Below are 22,346 nucleotides of genomic sequence, written 5' to 3'. Positions count from 1 at the left end.
TAACACCCAAAGAATTTCAGGTTGGCATTTTTTATTTATACAATGCGAAAGCCTTTCACAACGCTAAATCATTGATTACCATTACAAATGCTTTATAGATGGAGAGTACTCAGAAAAAATTAGGATTGACTTTTTGACAAAATTGGATTATATTATATAATGCAGGTTTATATTGAAGAAATCGGGCGATATGAAGGTAAAGAAGTAGAAATCAAGGGTTGGCTTTATAATAAAAGGTCCTCGGGTAAGGTTCGCTTTCTGCTCATCCGTGATGGAACAGGTATCATCCAGTCGGTGATCAGCGCAGATGAAGCCAAACCAGAAATCTTTGAAATTGCTGATAAAATTACCCAGGAATCTTCGCTAATCATAAAAGGTTTAGTGCGTCAGGATAGTCGTGCACCCGGAGGATTTGAGATTGTTGCTACCGATTTGAAGATTATCCAGCTCACGGAGAATTATCCTATTACCCCCAAACCCCATTCGGTAGAATTTCTTTTACCCATTCGCCATCTCTGGCTCCGTTCCAAGAAACAAAATGCCATCCTGAGGATAAGACATACCGTGATCAAGGCGATAAGAGATTTCCTGGATAACCGCGGATTTATCTGTGCTGATACTCCAATACTGACTCCCGCTTCAGTGGAAGGAACGACCACCTTGTTTCCGGTTGATTACTACGGAGAAACTGTTTATTTGACTCAGAGTGGTCAGTTATACAATGAAGCAACCGCCGCCGCCCTCGGGAAGGTTTATTGTTTTGGTCCGACCTTTCGGGCAGAGAAATCGAAAACCCGGCGGCATCTCACAGAGTTCTGGATGGTAGAACCGGAGGTAGCTTATCTGGAACTTGATGGCTTGATGGAGCTTGAAGAGGATTTTGTGGTCTATATCGTAGCACGCGTCCTGGAACAGAGAAAAGAAGAGTTAAAGATTCTTGAGCGTGATACGAGCAAACTGGAAAATATCAAAAAACCCTTTCCGAGGATCACCTATAAAGAGGCGGTGGATTTAATTCATAAGAAAGACCCGACTTTTAAATATGGTGAGGATTTTGGTGCACCCCAGGAGACCTTGCTTAGCGAAAGCTTTGACCGCCCGGTGCTGGTTCATCATTATCCAGCCCAATGCAAGGCATTCTATATGAAGAGGGATCCTACCGATGAGACACTTTCGTTGAGTGTTGATATGCTTGCTCCAGAAGGGTACGGTGAAATCATTGGAGGAGGGCAGCGGGAGGATGATTATGAAATTCTCTTAAAAAGAATTAAGGAATATAATCTGCCTGAGGAGGCATACCGGTGGTATCTGGATTTGAGAAAATACGGAACTTGTCCCCATAGCGGCTTTGGTTTAGGTTTGGAGCGGACTGTTGCTTGGATTTGTAAAATTCCACATGTACGCGAAGCTATTCCTTTCCCCAGGATGCTGGAAAAAATATATCCATAAGAGAGGTGGCATGGTCTTTATAATTTTGCTTTTTTCAATAATCCCCTATCCCAATCAGCCAAACTGGGAATCTATTGATTCTGATTATTCAACAGGTGGAGCACTTGTTGATGTTGATTTAGATGGTGACCTTGATTTTATCACCGGAAATGGCAATGACATGGCGCAGAATAGAAATAAAGTAAACTATAACTATAATGACACACTCCAGCGGATAGCGGGTTGGCAATCTTCTGATGTAGGCTATAATGCCCATATCAGTTTGGGCGATATAAATTACGATGGTTATCCGGACTTGGCAGTAGCCAATTATGGCGACCCTTATACTCCACAATATGACAAATTTTATTATAATTTTTCCGGAACTTTCCAATCCAGTTCTTCATGGCGACCTCACGACCGCGATAATTCATTCGCCTGTGCGCTCGGGGATATGGATGGAGATGGAGATTTGGATCTGGCAGTGGCTTGTGGCGAATCGTATGGTGATAGCGCCCAGAAGGCTAAAGTTTATCTAAATCAAAACGGTATTTTTGATACCATGGCGATCTGGGAATCAAATATCGCTTCTTACTTCTATGATGTCGCCTGGGTGGATATTGATAATGATGGTGATTTAGATTTGGGACTTGCTGCAGAATTGGGTCCAAATTTGATATATCGTAATACCAATGGTATTTTAGAATCCATGCCCTATTGGTACTCAGCCAATTCATTAAATACCTTAAAGCTTGCTTTTGGCGATATAGATAATGACGGAGACTTAGATATGGTATGTGCCAACAATGGGCAGCTCGGCGGGCAGAGCAATTGTCAGTTATATCTTAACAACGGAACAAATTTATCACCAAATCCTTCCTGGACCAGTCAGAACCTAACTTATTATTCTTGTGTTGCCTTGGGCGATGTAGACCAGGATGGCGATTTAGACCTTGCGGCTGGTGGCTGGTGGGAATCAGTGAAGGTGTTTGAAAATCTCGGTGGCACATTCCCTTTGACACCATCCTGGCAATGGAGTCCATCAAATCCATATCAACTGGTCTGTGAAAACATTGTTTTTGGCGATGTTGATAATAACCAACCGGCAGCAATCATAAATGAACCGCATATTGTGACACCAACGAGGCGAGTTTTCTATCTAAACAAACGCTGGATAAGGAATATCACAAGAGTGAGAAGATCAAGTGGTGACTTGAATAGAAATCAGTACTGCTTTTCATATACGGATGGCTGGCTATCAATTGCGAATATTATTACTCAACCAGAAACAATCTGGGTTGATTATACATATTCAAAAAACCTTGATCTGCTTGTTACCAACTGGCATCAAACCAGGGGTAATTTTTTATTCTTGAATACGTTGAATCAAGGTATTGCTCAAACCCGTGATAGGGAATTGACGGATTTTCATTTTTCCAATCCTAATAACGGAAATTTTGTGATCAGAACAGATCTACCTGTAATAAGAATTCAGGTATTTGATGCTTCGGGCAGAATGATTCAGGAACAGAACGGGAAAAAGGTGGAGATAAATGCACCGGGCGTTTATTTTATTAAAATATATTATCCGGATAACCAAATATGGACTGAAAAACTGGTGGTAATAAAGTGATTTTTTCTGAAGGCGGCAATTAAATTCCCGCGCAATATTTTAATCAAAATTGAAAAGTTCGTGGAAGCGGAATTCAAAATTTTCGGGATGGTATTCACCCCGTTCTTTATTTAAAATATAATTTCCTCGATATTCTTTTTTTATGATTTTTTGTAACATTTCAATGAGATAGTCTATTTCCTCTTTGGTGTTGTATATTCCGAAACTTATGCGGACTGCTCCAGGAACTTCGGAACGGTCACGATTTATTATCATCTGTTCAATCTTTTTTGCCTCTTCTGGTGTAACACCAAGCAGACATTTGACATATGGATGGGCGCAGAAACAGCCGTTGCGCACCCCGATTCCCCCTTCGTAACTTAAGATGGCAGCGACCAGGGCATGGTGCATACCTCGGATGTTGAAAGATATCACCCCGAGGCGGTTATGGGCATTTTTGGGATCACGGTCACCATAGATGATTATTTCAGGTATTTCATTCAATTTTTCAAGGGCATAAGCCGTCAGTTCCGTTTCATGAGCAATGATCTGGTCAAAACCCACTTTTTGAATCAATCTTATCACTTCTGCCAGAGCGACGACACCAATTATGTCTGGGGTTCCAGCTTCTTCCCGTTCCGGCAGGTCTTTCCAGTAGGCACTTTCCAGATCCACGATATCGGCCGTCCCACCTCCGACATCATCCGGGGTGCCATACAAAAAGGCTGATTTATCACCCACCAGCACCCCTATACCATATGGCGCATACATTTTATGTGCCGAAAAGGCAAGATAATCAATGTGTTCCGGATCGCTTTTAGGTTTCATGTCAATAGGCCGATGGGGAGCCAACTGGGCGGCATCTACGGCGATCTGGGCACCTATTTCATGGACTCGACGGGCAAATTCATGGATGGGATTGATATATCCGGTGACATTGGAAGCGCCGCTGACTGCCACAAGTTGAATCCTACCCGCATATTTCTTTAGTTTTTCATAAAAGTCATTCTTGTCGATCGTCCCATCGGGATTTAATTCCACATGAATGACTTGAGCAACCTTGCGCCAGGGTAACTCATTAGAATGGTGTTCCATAATCGTCGTCAGGACGATAGGCTTCTCTTTACCTAATGCTGGACATTGTAACCGACTGGAAAGCTTGTTTATCGCTTCGGTGGTGTTTTTACAGAATATTACACAACAGTGCTCATCGGCTTTGACAAAATCAGCAATGATATTTCTTGCTTCTTCGAAAACCCAGGAAGAGATTTGCGATTTAAAACCGGTGCCACGGTGGACATTGGAATACCATTTCAAGAATTCACCAACTTTTTTCTGGACCGGCAACAGTGCTGGTGTGCTCGCTGCATTATCAAAATTTATATACCTTCGTCTTGAACCATCTAAAAGTGGAACTTCTTCATCTATACCAATGATCTGTTTTGCTAATTTTTTCAATGATAATTTATAATTTTTGCCAGACATCTTTATCAAGACTCCGGTACTGGATGGCCTCAGCAATATGAGGCACTTTAATTTCTTCGCTTTCCTCCAAATCCGCAATAGTCCGAGCCACTTTCAGAATTTTATCATAGGCACGGGCAGAGAGTCCAAATTTTTCTATGGCCGTTTTGAGCAGATTTTGACACTCCTCATCTATTGTGCAATACTTTCTAATTTCTTTTGCTTCCATATGGGCATTACAGAAGATTTTCCTTTTGGTATCTTTAAACCTTTGAAGCTGAATCTCACGGGCCCGGGTCACTCTCTTTTTGATCTCTTCCGAAGTCTCCCCGCTCTGTGCGGATTTCAATTCATCATATTTCAGAGCCGGAACTTCAATATGGATATCAATACGATCCAGAAGGGGACCGGAGATTTTGGCTCGATAGTGTTGGATTTGGAGTGGCGTACAGCGACATTCGTGATATGGATCGGTAAAATATCCGCAAGGACACGGATTCATCGCCGCCGCGAGCATAAAACGGGCCGGATAAGTTAGGGTCACTTTGGCACGACCGATGGTTACAAATCCATCTTCAAGTGGCTGGCGCAATACCTCCAGCACATTTTTATGGAATTCCGGAAGCTCATCAAGGAACAACACGCCATTATGGGCAAGCGAAACCTCTCCTGGTTTAGGGATATGACCCCCACCGATGATTCCCGCATCCGAAATGGTATGATGAGGTGCCCTAAATGGCCGGGTGCCAATGAGTGATTCGCCCGGTGGCAGAATTCCAGCGACCGAATGGATTTTGGTCGTTTCCAAGGCTTCCTGTAATGTCATCGGGGGGAGAATTGTCACCAACCTCCTTGCTAGCATCGTCTTGCCAGTACCAGGCGGACCAATCATTAAGATATTATGACCACCGGCGGCAGCGATCTCCAATGCCCTTTTGGCATGGTATTGACCTTTGACTTCTGCAAAGTCTATGGGATATTTGGAGACGGCTTTAAATATCTCCTCGCGGTTGACCGTAACAGGATTGACCTGGAGTTCACCATTCAGAAACGCTACGACTTCAATAAGATTGTCAAATCCATAGACATTTATTCCTTCCACAATCGCTGCTTCGCGGGCGTTGGCTGAGGGCAAAATCAATCCTTCAAGTTTGTTTGCTTGTGCCGCAAGCGAAATAGAGATTGCCCCCTTTATAGGCCTCAATGAGCCATCAAGAGATAATTCACCTAAGATAGCGTAGCGTTCCAATCCACTGGTGCGAATGGTTTGGGAAGCGGCAAGGATACCGATAGCAATTGGTAAATCAAAACTTGAGCCCTCTTTTTTTATATCTGCCGGGGCTAAATTCACTGTGATCCGCTTTGAGGGAAAACGAAAACCAGCGTTTTTGATCGCTGCATAGACCCGGTCTTTTGATTCTTTAACTGCGTTATCGGGAAGGCCAACGGTGGTAAAAGCCGGAAGGCCACCCGATAGATCTACTTCTACATTTACCAGATAGCCTTCGATCCCAAATGTAGCACAGGAAAGCACCCGGGAAAGCATGGGTGATTATAATCAAAAAAGATATTATGTCAATTATTTGAAATCTTCCGGCAGTGGGTCAATAACCAACTGGACAGTGGTCCGCCGGGCACGGGAATAATTATTGTAACTTGAAAATTCATATTCGCCAGGGTTCTGAACCAGTCCGCGGGTCACCGGCTGCATGTGGATATACTCAAGCCGTTCTTTTAGTTCATTCATATTTTCGACAATCTCTGCTTCAAAACTCTGCGCCCACACTGTTCCTTCCCGTTTTTTGACTTCGTTATACTTGCGGGCAAAGTTCCCTTTGATCAATTTCATGATTTTAGAGACACTGAACATCTTTCCAGGTTGGATTATTACATAAAATGATTCAGGCATGATAAGATACCCGAAAATTCTGTAATTGAGCATATAGCGATGATAACCGATGGATAAGAGTAAAAACCGTGCCCAGTGGGGATCGTTGAAAATTTCCACACAGTCCTTGGTCGTGGTCCAAATGTAATATATCGCCCCTGGTTTTATTACCCGCTTGGGCATTGCTCCTCCTATTTTAAAATCTGTTCCAACACCTCGCGGTTTAAATTTTTGATGATGAGGATGATTAAATTTAGTAACCGCACATAATCTTCATAAGATATGATACTCGATGCGGTATGGACATATCTTGTCGGTATTCCTAAGGCTAAACTGGGAACACCAAAATTGGTTAAATGGATCGCGCCGGTATCATATCCTCCTTTGATGGAAGTGAGATGGTAAGGAATATTATTTGTCTCAGCGAGTTCAATAACGAAGTCTCTTAAATTTTTATGGGGTATCATCGTGCGGTCATAGATCAGGATTGCAACCCCTGCACCAAGTTTTTCGCTCACCTCAGCACCATTCCCGGGGGTATCCCGACAGATGCTTACATCTAAGGCAAAGGCAACATCCGGTTGAATTAAAGAGGCCGAAGTCCGGGCACCCCTCAATCCTACTTCTTCCTGAACCGTCCCCACGAGATAAACCGTGTTGGGGTGGTCAATCGCCACCAGTTGTTCAAGGGCATCGACAAGGAGTGCACAACCGACCCGGTCATCCCAGGCTTTCGCAAGAAGGAGATCGGTATTCGCCATCGTCTCGAATGCACCCACGGGTGCTATCGGATCCCCGGGCTTTATGCCGAGTTTTTCCGAAACCTGGAATTCCTTCGTTGCTCCCACATCAATATACATCTGCTCGATATCGGGTAATTTTTTACGTTCTTCTGGGGATAATTCGTGAATAGGTTTTAAACCGATGACCCCGGGGATCAATTCACCCTTTTTGTTTTTTATGTGTACCCGCATACCCGGTAAACTCCCATCCCACCAGCCGCCAATGGGTAGAAATTTGATGAAACCTTCTTTGGTTACTTCTTTAACAATAAAACCAATCTCATCCATATGGGCAGCAAACATAATCTTGGGACTTTCGCTTGTTCCTTTTTTCTCGGCAATGATGCTACCGATACGGTCGCGCAAAATGCGGGCATGCCTTTCAAATTTGCTTTTTAATATTGCGACGACATCGTCTTCGTAGCCCGAGATACCAAACGCTTCGGACAGCTCCTTTAAACTTTCTAAATGACTCATTCGTCCTCCCTAAATATCCAGATTTTCCACAAATTTGGCATTTTCTTCAATAAATTTTCTCCGCGGCTCTACTTCATCCCCCATGAGGATGGAAAATAATCGATCGGCTTCGGCAGCGTCTTCCATCGTTACCCTTTTTAATATCCTCCGCTCTGGATCCATAGTCGTTTTCCAGAGTTGCTCAGGATTCATTTCACCCAGACCCTTGTAGCGCTGAATTTCATATTTTTCTCCGGAATGTTTTTTCAAGAATTTCTGTAATTCTTCGTCAGAGTATAAATATTCCTCTTTTTTATCGTAGCGCACTCGATAGAGGGGTGGCTGCGCAATATAAATCACACCCGCATCAATCAACTCTTTCATAAACCGGAAGAAGAAGGTCAAAAGCAGGGTCCGGATATGGGCACCATCGACATCGGCATCGGTCATGATCACAATCTTTTTATAGCGTAATTTAGAGATATCAAAATCTTCCTCCCCGATACCGCAACCGAGGGCAGAGATTAAAGTTCGGATTTCTTCATTGCTCAAGATCTTATTTAAACCACTCTTTTCCACATTGAGGATTTTGCCGCGCAATGGTAATATCGCCTGGAACCGACGGTCCCGACCCTGTTTTGCACTACCTCCGGCTGAATCACCTTCAACTACAAATATTTCACTTTCGTTTGGATTTTCTGAAGAACAATCTGCGAGCTTACCCGGAAGAAATTCACTATCTATAAGGGATTTGCGCCGCGTCAATTCCCGTGCTTTGCGCGCGGCTTCTCTGGATTTTGCTGCCGTGAGCACTTTATTTATGATCACATTGGCAATTCGAGGATTTTCTTCAAGAAAGGCATAGAATTTTTCGTTCATCAAGGATTCGACTGCGCCTTTCGCTTCAGGATTACCTAATTTGGTTTTGGTCTGACCTTCAAACTGTGGTTCTTTTATTTTTATTGATATCACCGCGGTCAAACCCTCGCGGGTATCCTCACCGGTGAATACGAGGTCATCCTTTAATTGATTGTGTTTGCGGGCGTATTCGTTCAAAGTCCTGGTTAATGCCGATTTAAACCCGATGAGGTGTGTTCCCCCTTCGTGGGTGTTTATTGTATTAGCAAAGGTGAAGATATTCTCCAGATAAGAATCGTTGTATTCCATCGCAATTTCAATTTCAATACCGTTTTGTACCTCATGGACATAGAAAGGTTTATGCAAGCGCTGCCTTCCTGAATCAAGGTATTTGACAAGATCCAGAACCCCTTCGGTAGAGTAAAATCTTTCTTTGGTGCCGGATTTCACATCTTCAAAGTCAATCTTGAGTCCTTTATTCAAAAAGGCAATTTCTCTTAGCCGCTGGGCGACAATTTCTTTGTTAAATTCCACTTTCCGAAAGATTTCTTTATCGGGTTTGAAGCGTATCTTGGTTCCGCGCTTTTTGGTCTTGCCAATGACCTTTACCGGCTCTTCGGGTTCACCCCGGTGATAGCGCTGGAAATAAATCTTGCCGTCCCGATAGACCTCTGCTTCCAGAAATTCGCAGAGGGCATTCACCGCCGAGACCCCAACCCCGTGGAGTCCACCGCTGATGCGATAGACTTTATCATCAAATTTTCCACCCGCATGGAGCATGGTCATCACCACTTCAAGGGCGGACTTTTTCTGGGTAGGGTGGATGTCGGTAGGAATCCCCCGACCATTGTCCTCAACCTCCACGATATCTTTATCGATCTTCACAATGATATGATCGCAATGACCGGCGAGTGCCTCATCCACACTATTGTCAACGACCTCAAAGATGAGATGATGTAAACCCCGGATTCCCACATCGCCGATATACATTGCCGGACGGCGCCGGACAGCTTCCAAACCTTTTAAAATTTGAATTTGCGAGGCATCATATTTTTCTTCAACTTTATTTTTCTTTTCTTCTTCCATAATTGCTCCTTAAGTGGCATCCTCCTTTTTAAGGATAAATTTAACATCTTTTAAATGCGCACCTAACTCGTTAAATTTCTTGATGATGTTATTCTTTAAAAGAAATAATTCTACCTGCCATAGAGGGTTATCTACTGCCACATAGAGATTTGCCTGGTTGATATTTATAGCCCGGGCATGACGCGCAATCTTTTCACCTACTATAGCGGGCCACTGTTTCAAGATTTCTATCTCTTTAAGCCGTTCCTCTAAATCGAGCGTTCTCAAAACCCGGGGTAGAATTTTATCCATCTTTTCAGGATATCGCAATTGCCCCTCGCTTTAGCACAATTTTTTTTCTTTCAACAAATGGTAGATCGTCAAGATCCTGAACGGTGGCGAAGAAGATTTGGCCTCTTATCAATTCAAAGATTTTTTTCCGGTGCGCGTGGTCAAGTTCACCAGTTACTTCATCAAGGAGATATACTGGTTCTTGATTTGTCTTTTGTTTTATTATTTCACACTCAATCAGTCTCAATAGGATTGCCAGTAACCGGCATTCACCCTGGGAGGCATATTTTTGTGCCGAACGACCATTTATTTTAATTATGAAATCATCGCGATGGGGACCAATGGTGGTTTCACTTCTTTCCAGGTCTTTACTTTCATTCTTTTTCAGGTCATCAAGGGTTATTTTCAAATCCGGTGCGGAACTGAAATATTCAAATGAAATCTCATCAAGCCCGAGCATCCTGCCTATGGTTTTAATTTTTTCCTGGAGATAAGGGAGGATGCTAAGTCGTTCCTCATAGATTAGATTTGCCCAATGGACGAATTGGTGATTGTAGATTTCCAATAAATCCCGGGAAGGATTTTGCCGGAGCAAGGCATTCCGCTGGCGCAGGATTTTCCGGTATTCACTGAGATTAGCTCCATAAACTGGATGGATTTTGATTAAAAGCCAGTCCAAAAAATTTCTTCTTTTCACTGGGGCACCCCGGATTATCCAGATATCGTTGACCGACATGACCACACAGGGAAGCCAGCCGATGTATTCGCTCAGCCTTTGTTTTTCGTTACCGTTTATTGCCAATTTCTTGGTGCCGTTATAAAAAATAGTTGCCATCGTGGTTGGCGCAAATCCCGTTACCCGCATAAAAGGCGCATTAAATTTAACCATATTCCGGTCGTCATGGGTGCGGAATGAAGTTCCATAAGCGGAAAAGAAAATCGCCTCAAGAAGATTGGTTTTGCCGGCACCATTGTCCCCGGTGATGATGTTCAATCCGGCACAGAAAGACAATTTCGCATCCATCAGATTGCGAAATCCTTCATATTCTAACTCCTGTAGTATCATTGATAATATTATATATATTTTCCCTTAAAAGTCAAGAAAATTTTTGTGTCAAGTCTTGACATTTTGATTATTATTTGTATAATCAACCATGCCTTGGGAAAAGTTCAAAATAAAAAAAATACGCCAGCAGAAGATACGGGAATTGATTGAAACAAAGGAAATTGCTACCCAAGAACAACTTGTTAATGAACTTAAAAAATGCAGTATCCCAGTTACTCAAGCAACACTTTCACGGGATTTACGCGAAATCGGAGTTATTAAGGTCGCGAAAGGGCTGGGGAACTATATTTATAAAATTGCTGAGGAAGTAAATCCCCCAGAAAGGGAATTGAAGAATAAGTTTCTAAATCTGGTCCGGGATATCAAGGATACAGGAAATTTGATTTTGATTAAAACCCCTCCAGGAGAGGCACAGGGTGTAGCACGAGTCATTGACCTTGCTGAGATGGAACACATCCTTGGTACCGTTGCCGGCGATGATACAATTTTGGTTGTTGTTGATTCAGCCGATAATACTAAAAAAGTAAAAAAGCGATTTCAAGATTTGTTGGTGAAGCCAAAGACTGAGTAATATCTCTATCTTCTGATCATCACCATTTTGGCATTTTCATCCCAACATTCACAGGGTTTGAATCGGCCTACGCTGACCTCGTGGTGGCACCTTAACTGTTCTTTTTGTCCTTATGCTAATTCGCCTTTATTAGTAGTATTATTCCGCAAGGCTAAAGCCTTGTCCTACATTGAAATTGTTTTTTAGCATGTAGGGCAAACCTTTAGGTTTGCAATTATTCTTGCATTTTCAATAGAACCACCGTAAATTTTTTGTATTTCATTTCTCCCTTGACATTTCCCCAATTTTAAATATAATTATTCACTTTTTATGAATAATTATGCAAAAAGGAGGCATAATGAAAAAGGTCTTACTCGCCTATTCAGGCGGTCTTGATACGACGGTGGCAATCAAGATGATAGAAGAGAACTATCAGACACAGGTTGCCACCCTGACTGTTGATGTGGGTCAGAATGAGGACATACAGGAGATAAGGGACAAAGCCTTAATGATTGGTGCGGTTCAGGCATTCATCTATGATGCCAAAGAAGAATTTGTCCGGGATTATATCATTCCGGCACTAAAGGCAAATGCCTTGTATGAAGGAGCCTATCCGCTTGCCACTGCACTTGCCCGACCATTGATTGTTAAACATCTTGTAAAGATTGCTGAAAGGATTGGTGCTGATTACATCGCCCATGGTTGCACTGGCAAAGGGAATGACCAGGTACGTTTTGAATGTGGGATTGCCGCATTGAATCCAGATTTGAAAATAATTGCGCCGATGCGGGAATTCAATCTCAAGCGCGATTATGAGATAGAGTATGCAAAGAAGCATAATATTCCGGTTGAAGAGAAGAAATCGGTTTATTCAATAGATGAGAATCTCTGGGGGAGGAGTATTGAATGCGGACCCATCGAGGATGAGACCCGGGAACCACCCGACGAGGCATTTTTGTGGACAAAATCTCCGCAGGAGGCACCAGATGAGCCTGAATATATTGAGATAGAATTTAAACAAGGAGTGCCAGTTTCTTTAAATGGTGTCGCGATGAGCCTTCTTAATCTGATAATACAATTAAATGAAATTGGTGGAAAACATGGTATCGGCAGGATTGACCATATTGAATCGCGACTCGTTGGGATAAAATCCCGTGAGGTCTATGAGGCACCCGCTGCAGTCATTCTCATCAAGGCGCACCAGGATTTGGAAAAACTGGTTCTGACCAGGGATGTCTTACATTTCAAGCCAATGCTTGAGAATTTGTTTTCGGAGCTGGTTTACAATGGTCTCTGGTTCAGTCCGTTGCGCCAGGCAATCTCGGCATTTATTGAAGAAACCCAGAAAAATGTCTCTGGGACAGTCAGGATGAAATTGTATAAAGGTTCGGCAACGGTTGTGGGTCGTTCATCAGAAAAGGGGCTTTATTTAAAGAATCTCGCGACCTATGAAGGGATTGATGAATTTGATCAGACACATTCCAAGGGATTTATTGAGATATGGTCATTGCCGCTTAAAGTTTATTCAAAGGTCTCGGCAGAACAAAAAGTGTTTTCAGAATCAGGAAAACCAGTTGTCCAGGTACCAACAATATAGGAGAAAAAAATGTCTGATGAAAAGAAAAAATCAAAAATCCCGGACATAAAGCAAAGGGTTCCGGGAAAGAACGGAAGTAAGATTATTGAAATGGAAGAAAAATATCTTGCAACCACGACCAAACATCTTCCTCTTGTGATAAAAAAGGGGAAAGGTTCAATCGTAGAAGATGTTGATGGGAATAAATTTATCGATTTTACGACCGGCGTTTGTGTGACAAATATTGGCATTGGACATCCGAAGGTTATAAAGGCGATCAAAAATCAGATCAAAGATTTTATTTATTTTGCGGGAACCGATTTTTCGTATGAGGTGCAGGCAAATCTTGCTAAACGGTTGACCGAAATCACCCCGGGAAAATTTCCCAAAAAGGTCTTTTTCGCCAATTCCGGGGCAGAGGCGGTTGAGGCAGCAATAAAGATTAGTAAGTGGTCAACAAAACGGAACCAATTCATAGGTTTTATTGGTGGGTTCCATGGCAGGACCATGGGTGCAAATGCATTTATGGGTTGTAAGGTGGTCCAGCGTGAAAGGTATTTTCCAATGATGCCAGGGGTCTGGCAACTGCCTTATGCCTATTGCTATCGGTGTGCATACCATGAGGAGTATCCCAAATGTGATATCTGGTGTGCAAAGATAATTGAAGAGGTATATTTCAAACAACTCGTCTCTCCTGAAGAGATCGCGGGAATACTTGTTGAACCGATACAGGGTGAAGGTGGATATATCGTGCCACCGGATGAGTTTATCCAGGAATTGAGAAAGATTGCGACAAAATATGGGATTCTTTTGATTGATGATGAGGTACAGACCGGGTTGGGAAGGACCGGGAAATTCTTTGCAATAGAGTATACGGGTGTTATCCCGGATATTATCACGATGGCAAAAGGACTGGCATCAGGTCTACCAATCGGTGCAGCGATCTACGATGCAAAATTTGATTTCAAGGTAAAAGGTGCCCATTCAAATACCTTCGGCGGCAATCCAGTATGTTGCGCTTCTGCGCTTGCAACACTGGAAGTGATAGAAGAAGAACAACTGGTTGCTGCAGCAAATGAAAAAGGAAAATATATGAAAAAGCGTCTTGAGGAATTGAAGTCAAAATATGAATTCATCGGTGATGTGCGGGGGCGGGGAATGTTTATCGCCTGTGAATTTATTACCGACCCATTTACCAAGAAACCGAATGCAGAACTTGCTGACTATATAACCGAATACTGCTTCCAGAAAGGGCTTGTCCTTATGCCCTGCGGATTTTCTTCCATCCGATTTGTTCCTGCTTTAAATATTCCGATGAGCCTGCTTGAAAAAGGATTTGGTATCTTTGAATCTGCCTGCGCTGAGGCCGCAAATAAATATGCGAAAATCAAGAGTGCCTAAGAACAAAAAAAATCCCGTCTGGCAGAAAAGGGTCAAAAGGAGAGTATGCCGACAGGTTCTGCTATTTACTGATTCAACTATGGATGACCAAAATCTTGTTGAATATGATATAGCCTGTTCTTTGGCCCATGCCGTAATGTTGCGGAAGCAGCGGATTATCTCAGCATCTGAATTCTTAAAGATTAAGACCGGACTCAATAAAATATTGAGTGACTTTAAAAGAGGGAAATTTAGATTAGCAACGGAACTTGAAGATGCCCATATGAATGTGGAGTTCCAGTTGAGGAAAGAAATCGGTTTGATTGCGGAAAAACTACATACCGCGCGGAGCAGAAATGATTTGATTGCGACTGAATTGCGGATGTATTGTCGGGATGCGGTTAAAAAGATATTAAAAGGCATTGTTGGTTTGCAAAAGGAAATCTTAAATCAGGCAGTGAAATACCAGGATGTAATCATTCCTGGTTACACCCATCTCCAGCAGGCGCAGCCCATGCTCGTTTCTTTCTACCTTGCCAGTTACTTCTATAAATTCCAGCGTGATTTTGAACAATTGGCGCTGCTCAATAAATGGATAAATGTTTCACCATTGGGTAGTTGTGCATTTGCCGGGACATCAATTCCAATTGATAGAAGGTTCCTTGCAAAGAGACTCGGCTTCAATAAAATTTGTGAGAATGCCCTTGATGGCGTGTCAGACCGGGATTTTATGATAGATGTTTTATACTACATTACGCGGCTGATGCTCCATATCTCCATGCTGGCTACTGATTTGATAATCTTCAGCACTAATGAATTTAAGATTGTGGAATTTGATGATGCGGTTGTCACCGGTTCAAGCATTATGCCTCAAAAAAAGAACCAGGATGTATGTGAATTATTGCGGGCAAAGTCCGCAAAGGCAATCGGAAATTTGACAGGTGGGCTGGTGATTATAAAAGGGATAACATCATCTTATAACCGTGATTTACAGGAATTGAAGCCGATACTCTTTAATCAAATTAAAGAATGCCTTGACTGTCTGAATATTCTAAGGGTGGTCTTGCTTAATACAAAATTCAAATCCAATAGAGACTGGCTGAAAACTCCAAATTTCATTTGTGCCACGGATCTCGTTGAATTCTTTGTAAAAAATGGCTACCGATTCCGCGACATATATAATCTCATTGCTGAATGTATAAGGGAAACTAATGGTGAGGTCCAGAATTTTATACGCCTATTAAGTCATAAGACAAAATTTTCACCTGAGATAATTGCTGATAAGATGAGACCTGAATTCTCGGTACGGGCAAAGATTTCTGAGGGTAGTACTGGTTTAAAGAATGTAACACAGTCCATTAGTGAGATAAAGAGATACATCGCCAAAAATTTACAATGGGTGAGATATAATGTCTGATACATAATACAGAATTTATTTGCAAGGCTGAAGCCTTGTCCTATATTGAGTATGCAATAAGGAAAAATGTATGGCAAACCTTTAGGTTTGCATAAAAATTTATCGTCTACGCATTGAAACAGATAATGGATAATACCGTTTAAGAACCTGGTGCTTGAAATAGAAAACATTGTAAATATAATCAATGCGAAAGGAGCATTTGATGAAAAATATAAATGTAGCTATTCTGGGTGGTGGAAATATTGGTTCGGCAATCGCTATTGGTCTTGTGAAGTCTAAAAAATATAAGCCAGAGCAGATTGTGATAACAAGACGTAGGATTGATGGTCTGAGTGATTTGAGAAAAAAAGGCTTTAATGTAACTACCGATAATCGAAATGCAGTTAAAAATGCTAAATATATTTTTCTCACGGTACGGCCTGATGAAATAATGCAACTGCTTGGCGAGGTTAAAACTGTTCTTCAATCCAGCCACCATATATTAATTTCGGTGGTGACCGGAGTTCCGATTAGTGCGATTGAGGAAAAAATTGGCAAGAAACTACCAATTATCAGGGCGATGCCTAATACTGCTATTGCCGTGCAAGAATCGATGACCTGCCTTGCCTTCAACAAAAAAGCCGAACCGCACATTAATTTTATAAAGGAACTTTTTGATACACTGGGTAGGACTAAAATAATTCCTGAAGATGATATGATTGCGGCGACCGCCCTGTGTGCCTGTGGTGTTGCATTCTTTTTAAGGGGGATAAGGGCAGCGGCACAGGGCGGGATTGAAATAGGTTTTCATCCTGAAGACGCAATATTTATGTCGGCACAGACCGCACTCGGTGCGGCAAAATTATTGCTTGAATTTAATCATCATCCAGAGCAGGAAGTGGATAAAGTAACAACCCCGAGGGGCTGTACAATTGCCGGATTGAATCAAATGGAGCACGAAGGATTCAGTTCTGCAATTATCCAGGGGATAAAGACCTCTGCGGAAAAGGCAGGGCAGTTGTTTAAAAAATCATAAATCAAAATCTGGGATTCACGATATTGCTGTATATTGAGCCGAATGTGTAAGAGAGACCAATTGATGCATAATAAGAATATTGGGTCGCAAGTAATCTTTTCTGCAGGATGATTTCTTCTTCAGTCAATTCTTTCTTAGGCAACGATAACTGGTCGTGAATCATTGAGACATAGGAATAGACCTTGAATGACAAACCTTTAACAATGGGAAGGGAGATATCGGTAAACAGTGTCAGGCGATTTTTTTTGAAATCGTGGAAATAATGGGAACCCTTTAGACGGAGATTGATTGAGCCCCATTTTTGAATAATGTTGGTTTCTATCGAGGCTGATTCTTTGAATAACTTTTCTTGGAGTTTATTGAATATCGTTGTATCATAATATTCATAATAGACATATCCAATATCATAAAGGATCGTTAATTTTCGTGTTGAGGATTCTCGGTAAGGATAGATGTTATACTCAACCGCCGGTGCAACGCCACTGCTTATCAGAACATTTTCGTAGGTTGAAGAGTAGAAAGACAGATAATAACCTGCAGAAAAATGGTCACCCAGACTGATGACAAGGTTTGTTGAGCCATCATAACTTTTTGACTCATTGATAATCGTTGTGGTATCGTTCAATTTGTAAATGTTTTTTGTGTAATAATAACTCAGGTAATTGAGAATCTTCCATTCTTCCAGCACTTTATTTGCCGAGAATGTGGAATATAGATTATTGAAATTATATTTTTGCTGTCCGCTAAAATAACCGTTAAGACTGATACTGAATACCCAGTTGTGCCAGGGGTCTTTGGGTTTTAATGTAATCTTTTTTTCTGGAACTAATATCTGTAATTTCTCACCGATGGGTGTTCGGGCAAGATAACGGACAAGGCCTAATTTCAATCTTTTTGTAATTTCTCTTCGGATTGTATCATCCGAATCGGATATCAACGCAATATACTGCAGGGTATCAGCCATTCCGGAGTAATTCTGTTGACCCGTAAAATAGATACTATATTCTGTTCCTTCCCCTGCGGTTGCCCTTTTTGTTATCAATATATAAATATCCGCATCTTTACGTTCAATCACATAATTCACATAGGGAATTTCTTGTTTGATGAAATCCATGTCTATCCATTCACAATCAATAAAGACCCGAGGTGACTCTATTTCGGTCAAGCTATCAGCAACCTGGGCAAATAGGGGAAAGATTAATAAAGTGGTAAGTGCCAGATACTCTAAATCTTTCAGCATTGTGCCTCCATTTTAATAAGGTATATTACACAAAATTAGTATAATGTCAATAAAATAATAATATTTGTTATTATGACAGTTCACTTAACGGCAATATTAAACTATTTGTGGGTGAAAAATGAAGCATTTTTCCATCTAAAGCAATTTTCAAAAATCAACTTTGTCTGCTCGGCAGAAAGAGTGTATTCTTGACATCTTGAAAATTTTTATTATAATTAGAATTAAAAGCGGCAAAGGCAAAGGATGTAAGGAGGTATAGATGAAAGTCTTAAAAATACTGTTACTAAGCAGTGCACCGGTCATTCTTGTATGGGGGGGGTATACGTTTGATTACTCTCCTGGTGAATTTTCTTTTTATAAAGAGAATGGGTTTGACCGGATAAGTGCACCTAAGTTCAGCCTTTGCTGTAAACCCGGGACACCTGAGTTACCCGCAGTCTATCTTAATTACATCATTCCACCCAATGCAAAGGCTGATTCTATAATTGTTTCCCAGTTCCAACTCGTTCAGATCCCTAGTGAGTACTATATTTATCCTACGCAATCGCCGCGGGCCATTGGTGAATCTGTACCCTGGGTTCCCCCTGATACTTTGATCTACAATTCTGATAGTCTCTTTCCTGGTAAATTTATTAGCATTATTGGTAGTGGAATTATGGATGGTGCGCGGATCATTACGGTGGAAGTAAAACCACTCCAATATCGTCCAAAGACAAAACGACTTTTTCTTGCAAGGCAAATCAGTTTTGAATTTTCTTTTGGTCCAAATGCGCTACCGGAATTAAGACCGCAAGTCAGGGGAAGGTATGAACAGTTGGTCTATGACCAAGCACTCGCAAAAGTTGTTGTAAATGATTACGAAATTTCTGCTTATTACATGAGACCAACATTGGTTGATGAGTCCGCATTAATGACGAGCAATTTCGCACCATGAGTGATAATTACGCCCGAGTGGTTCAAACCTTATTTCCAACCTTAGGCTGATTGGCTTGTTGACCAGGGATTGCCAACTGTAATGGTCACACCAGAATGGATATATGAGCATTTTTCAGGTTGCGATAATGCTGAAAGGATTCGCAATTACATAAAATACTGTTATATGGAATGGGGTGGAACTTATTTCATCCTCGGGGGAGATGCTGAATTTTTACCGGTGAGATATGCAACATCTACGGATAAAAATCCTGGCGAGCCTATCCCAGTGTCTGATTCTATTCCCTGTGATATGTACTATTCTGACCTTACCGGAAACTGGGATGTAGACGGTGATTATGTGTGGGGTGAATTGAGTCAGGATCAGGCTGATCGATTCCCTGAGGTCTTTGTCGGTAGAATTCCTGCGTGTTGTCCCAATGAGGTTACCAACTGGGTATGCAAGGCACTGAACTATGAGATTGCACCGGGTTTCCAACCAGATAATCTTATAACTGCCTTATGGATCTATAATCATGAAGTAGGTGAGGGTTTTGCTTATAATGAGTTTCCGTCCTATTTTTCCCATCGTAATTGTGAAGACCAATATGCCTCTGTGGTGATAAATGAATTCAATTCAGGATATGGTATTGATAGATTGCCATGGCGATGTGAATCTGTTTGCTTCCAGATGGCCTCAGCCTCGCTCCTATATCTATAGTTATCTCCAGACACCAAATGGCCATGCTGGTTTGAATGAATTGAATAATTACAATAAGTATTTTGTTTGTTATTCAATAAGTTGCTGGAATGGTGCTTATGACACACTTGCTCACGGGGATTTGCTGATTACTGACACCTGTATTGCGGATGGTTTTGTCGATACCTATGCAGACAAAGGGGCCTGTGCTTATCTTGGTAATACAAGGGATGGTCAGTTAGACTATGCTGATGTCGGACCATCTCATGCAATTCAGCATAGCTTTTATGATGTTTTGTTTACCCAGAACAATAGTCCATTTAATGATAATGCGTTTTCCAGATTAGGTATTGCAGAAGCGCTTTCAAAGAGTCTTTTGCCGGATACTAATTGGTTGTATCTATGGCGATACCGGTATGTCTGCTATTCCCATAACCTCTTTGGCTCACCGTATACAGAAGTCTGGACGAATACACCGCGTAATCTTATTGTTTTTCATCCCATCCAGATTCCAGTAGGACAACAAACACGATTTAGAGTTCGGGTTAGGGATGCTATAACAAACAGTCCTGTTCCTTTTGCCAAGGTTTGCTTGAATAAGCCTGGGGATATTTATCTGATTGGTTACACTGATCTTACCGGATTGGTTACCTTTAATATTACACCTCAGACAGTAGGGATACTAAAAGTAACGGTCACCCGCTCTCATAATCTTAGCGATGATTATATTCAGTATTTACCTTCCAGGACTACCTGCCAGGTTGGTTGGCCTGGTGGTGAACAGAGTTCGGATGCACAAGAGATTATTCCTGCGACCCTCGGTATTACCGAGTTACCAACCGTGATTAAGGATAATATAACAATAAAATACAGGGTTCCGATTCAAAATAATATTTCAATCTCAATTTATAACTCAATCGGTGCATGCGTGTGGGAATGCAATCAAAAGGTATCTTTCCCTGGTTATTACACACAGCGAATAGATTTAAAAAATTTGACAAGTGGCATTTACTTTCTTGTCCTTACACAGGGTAAAGAAAAAGTGAGCAGAAAAATTATTATTACAAAATAAATGAAAAACAAAATGCCATTGCCGCTCTTCATAAAGGAGTTAAGATGAAAAAATGTTTGATATTCTTTATCTTTGTATTGGGGTCTGGACAGGCTATGTGGGAAAGAGAAGTGATTGATACAGTGAGTTCGCCAAGTAACTTTGCTGTTTTTAACTCTCTGGCACTTGATACCAGTGGTATTCCTGGTGTTGTTTATTGCGACGATGCTATACACAAGATTTTTTATGCACGCCGGCTTGAAAATGAATGGCAAAAGGAAATTGCTGATAGCGGATTCTCTGTTAGTTTTGGATATTCACTCATCTACGATAACAATAACATTCCCCATATGAGTTATTACCGGGTAAATGACCAGAATTCCCAATATACCCTTTTGTGTTATGCATTTCGGGATTATAATGGCTGGCATATTTCGGTCATTGACACAATTTGGTATAGATTCCCGGGTTGGACTGATATTAAGAGTTCTATTGCCCTTGATACCCTGGGATTGCCGGGCATTGCCTATATTCAACATGATTCCATAGAGGCGCAGTATATCAAATATGCCCATTATAATGGCGTCATCTGGGAGATATCAACGGTAGAGTATAATGGACAGTCAGATTCCCGTGATTGGAGTCCGACATTAAAATTTGACAAACACAATATACCGCATATTGCATTCAGGGAGCAGATTGGTTATGGGGTTAACTCCTTAAAGATATACACTTATGATAGTCTTAATAACTGGGTAATGAAGTGGATAGAGTATATTGATTTAAGTGCGCCATCCTTGGATTTTGAACTTGATAAAGACCAATATCCCCATCTTGCATATGATGCAGGTGGTGACCTTGAGTATAGGTGGTGGGATGGTTCAACCTGGCATATAGATACACTTTTGACTATTGGCTGGGTAGGTGTGAGGATAGCGCTTGAACTGGATAATTATGATCGTCCCCATATTGCCGTTAAGCCAGCGATGCAGTCAAAAGCCATCTACTATTATAAAGATATCACATGGCATGTGAGTTTGCTTTGTGATTCATCAGACGGGGTATTTACTTGTGACCTCGGCTTGGAGATGGACAAATATAATACCATCCATGCGGCATATTCGTGTGATTCATTTATTACGGGATTTTTCAAGCACGCTTGGCGCGGGCTTGTAGGAATAGAAGAAGTGGGTACAAGATACACGATGCAGGATGCAGGGTTAAATATGAAGGTCTATCCGAGCGTTTCATACGGGTTGTTAAGCATTGAATACAATCTCAGAAATGGTTGTGATGCTGAACTTATAGTATATGATATAACAGGTGCAACGAGAAAATCAATAAAGATTGGCGAAAGTGAGTCAGGAAATTATCGGAAGATATTAAACTTAACTAACCTTTCTGGTGGTATCTATTTTCTTGTTATCAGACAGAATAATAAACAAGTTTCAAAAAAATTCATTCTTGTAAAATAATATACACCAATAGCGGAAAGCATGAGATTCGGATTTAATTGAAAGATAATCCATAATTACGATAATAACCGTCTATAAGAAAGCCTGTCCTAAGATTATTTTTTTATTCAAAAATGGACA

Annotated in this window: 19 protein-coding genes; 11 read left to right on the top strand and 8 right to left on the bottom strand. The window is 41.4% G+C overall.

Features of this window, described 5'->3' with window-relative positions:
• Window positions 1-159: 159 nt before the first annotated feature.
• Window positions 160-1,449: an asparagine--tRNA ligase gene (asnS, locus tag ABIL39_02960; protein MEO0165078.1), complete on the top strand. Its 1,290-nt coding sequence runs from the start codon at window positions 160-162 to the stop codon at window positions 1,447-1,449.
• A 10-nt stretch (window positions 1,450-1,459) separates the two neighbouring features.
• Window positions 1,460-3,061, top strand: coding sequence for a T9SS type A sorting domain-containing protein (locus tag ABIL39_02955; GenBank protein ID MEO0165077.1), 1,602 nt, complete (start codon window positions 1,460-1,462; stop codon window positions 3,059-3,061).
• A 39-nt stretch (window positions 3,062-3,100) separates the two neighbouring features.
• Here the strand turns inward: ABIL39_02955 and ABIL39_02950 are convergent, their stop codons facing one another.
• Genes ABIL39_02950 through recF form a run of 7 tightly spaced genes read right to left on the bottom strand, consistent with a single transcriptional unit; the run spans window position 3,101 to window position 10,910 of the window.
• On the bottom strand, window positions 3,101-4,525 hold the full coding sequence (locus tag ABIL39_02950; GenBank protein MEO0165076.1) for an aminotransferase class V-fold PLP-dependent enzyme: 1,425 nt from the start codon (window positions 4,523-4,525) through the stop codon (window positions 3,101-3,103).
• The gene (locus ABIL39_02945) at window positions 4,506-6,050 is read right to left on the bottom strand and encodes a YifB family Mg chelatase-like AAA ATPase (GenBank protein MEO0165075.1); all 1,545 of its coding nucleotides are present in this window, start codon (window positions 6,048-6,050) and stop codon (window positions 4,506-4,508) included. Before ABIL39_02945 ends, ABIL39_02950 begins: the two co-directional genes overlap by 20 nt.
• Before the next feature lie 33 nt (window positions 6,051-6,083).
• On the bottom strand, window positions 6,084-6,575 hold the full coding sequence (locus tag ABIL39_02940) for a transposase (GenBank protein ID MEO0165074.1): 492 nt from the start codon (window positions 6,573-6,575) through the stop codon (window positions 6,084-6,086).
• A gap of 8 nt (window positions 6,576-6,583) precedes the next feature.
• On the bottom strand, window positions 6,584-7,651 hold the full coding sequence (locus tag ABIL39_02935) for a M42 family metallopeptidase (GenBank protein ID MEO0165073.1): 1,068 nt from the start codon (window positions 7,649-7,651) through the stop codon (window positions 6,584-6,586).
• A 9-nt stretch (window positions 7,652-7,660) separates the two neighbouring features.
• Window positions 7,661-9,574 (bottom strand): DNA topoisomerase (ATP-hydrolyzing) subunit B, encoded by a 1,914-nt coding sequence (gene gyrB / locus ABIL39_02930; protein ID MEO0165072.1) that lies wholly within the window; start codon window positions 9,572-9,574, stop codon window positions 7,661-7,663.
• 9 nt (window positions 9,575-9,583) lie between these two features.
• Complete coding sequence (locus ABIL39_02925; protein ID MEO0165071.1) at window positions 9,584-9,865, bottom strand: DUF721 domain-containing protein; 282 nt, start codon at window positions 9,863-9,865, stop codon at window positions 9,584-9,586.
• 4 nt (window positions 9,866-9,869) lie between these two features.
• Window positions 9,870-10,910: a DNA replication and repair protein RecF gene (gene recF / locus ABIL39_02920; protein ID MEO0165070.1), complete on the bottom strand. Its 1,041-nt coding sequence runs from the start codon at window positions 10,908-10,910 to the stop codon at window positions 9,870-9,872.
• Window positions 10,911-10,998: 88 nt separating this feature from the next.
• Here recF and argR point away from each other — a divergent pair, with 88 nt between their 5' ends.
• The 5 genes from argR to proC all read left to right on the top strand — a co-directional run bounded on the left by argR (window position 10,999) and on the right by proC (window position 16,848).
• Entirely contained in the window at window positions 10,999-11,481 is a 483-nt protein-coding gene (gene argR, locus ABIL39_02915) for an arginine repressor (protein MEO0165069.1), read from the top strand.
• 337 nt (window positions 11,482-11,818) lie between these two features.
• Window positions 11,819-13,057, top strand: coding sequence for an argininosuccinate synthase (locus ABIL39_02910; protein ID MEO0165068.1), 1,239 nt, complete (start codon window positions 11,819-11,821; stop codon window positions 13,055-13,057).
• Between the two features lie 9 nt (window positions 13,058-13,066).
• On the top strand, window positions 13,067-14,437 hold the full coding sequence (locus ABIL39_02905; GenBank protein MEO0165067.1) for an acetyl ornithine aminotransferase family protein: 1,371 nt from the start codon (window positions 13,067-13,069) through the stop codon (window positions 14,435-14,437).
• Window positions 14,430-15,833: an argininosuccinate lyase gene (gene argH / locus ABIL39_02900; protein MEO0165066.1), complete on the top strand. Its 1,404-nt coding sequence runs from the start codon at window positions 14,430-14,432 to the stop codon at window positions 15,831-15,833. Before ABIL39_02905 ends, argH begins: the two co-directional genes overlap by 8 nt.
• A 202-nt stretch (window positions 15,834-16,035) precedes the next feature.
• Complete coding sequence (gene proC, locus ABIL39_02895) at window positions 16,036-16,848, top strand: pyrroline-5-carboxylate reductase (protein ID MEO0165065.1); 813 nt, start codon at window positions 16,036-16,038, stop codon at window positions 16,846-16,848.
• 1 nt (window position 16,849) lies between these two features.
• On the opposite strand, the gene ABIL39_02890 is transcribed toward proC, so the two are convergent.
• Window positions 16,850-18,088: a hypothetical protein gene (locus tag ABIL39_02890; protein MEO0165064.1), complete on the bottom strand. Its 1,239-nt coding sequence runs from the start codon at window positions 18,086-18,088 to the stop codon at window positions 16,850-16,852.
• 259 nt (window positions 18,089-18,347) lie between these two features.
• Here ABIL39_02890 and ABIL39_02885 point away from each other — a divergent pair, with 259 nt between their 5' ends.
• The 4 genes from ABIL39_02885 (at window position 18,348) to ABIL39_02870 (ending at window position 22,226) form a co-directional block, all read left to right on the top strand.
• Window positions 18,348-19,022 (top strand): C25 family peptidase propeptide domain-containing protein, encoded by a 675-nt coding sequence (locus ABIL39_02885; GenBank protein MEO0165063.1) that lies wholly within the window; start codon window positions 18,348-18,350, stop codon window positions 19,020-19,022.
• An 81-nt stretch (window positions 19,023-19,103) separates the two neighbouring features.
• Window positions 19,104-19,721, top strand: a complete 618-nt coding sequence (locus ABIL39_02880) for a C25 family cysteine peptidase (protein ID MEO0165062.1) — start codon at window positions 19,104-19,106, stop codon at window positions 19,719-19,721.
• Complete coding sequence (locus ABIL39_02875; GenBank protein ID MEO0165061.1) at window positions 19,645-20,772, top strand: T9SS type A sorting domain-containing protein; 1,128 nt, start codon at window positions 19,645-19,647, stop codon at window positions 20,770-20,772. The genes ABIL39_02880 and ABIL39_02875 overlap by 77 nt, the downstream gene beginning before the upstream one ends.
• A gap of 44 nt (window positions 20,773-20,816) precedes the next feature.
• Window positions 20,817-22,226, top strand: coding sequence for a T9SS type A sorting domain-containing protein (locus tag ABIL39_02870; protein ID MEO0165060.1), 1,410 nt, complete (start codon window positions 20,817-20,819; stop codon window positions 22,224-22,226).
• Window positions 22,227-22,346 lie beyond the last annotated feature (120 nt).

The sequence above is a fragment of the candidate division WOR-3 bacterium genome, from assembly GCA_039802205.1.
Classification (GTDB): domain Bacteria; phylum Hydrothermota; class Tepidihabitantia; order SM23-42; family JAOAFX01; genus JAOAFX01.
Note: the sequence above shows the minus strand (reverse complement) of the source record. Positions and strands in the feature narration are given on the sequence as shown.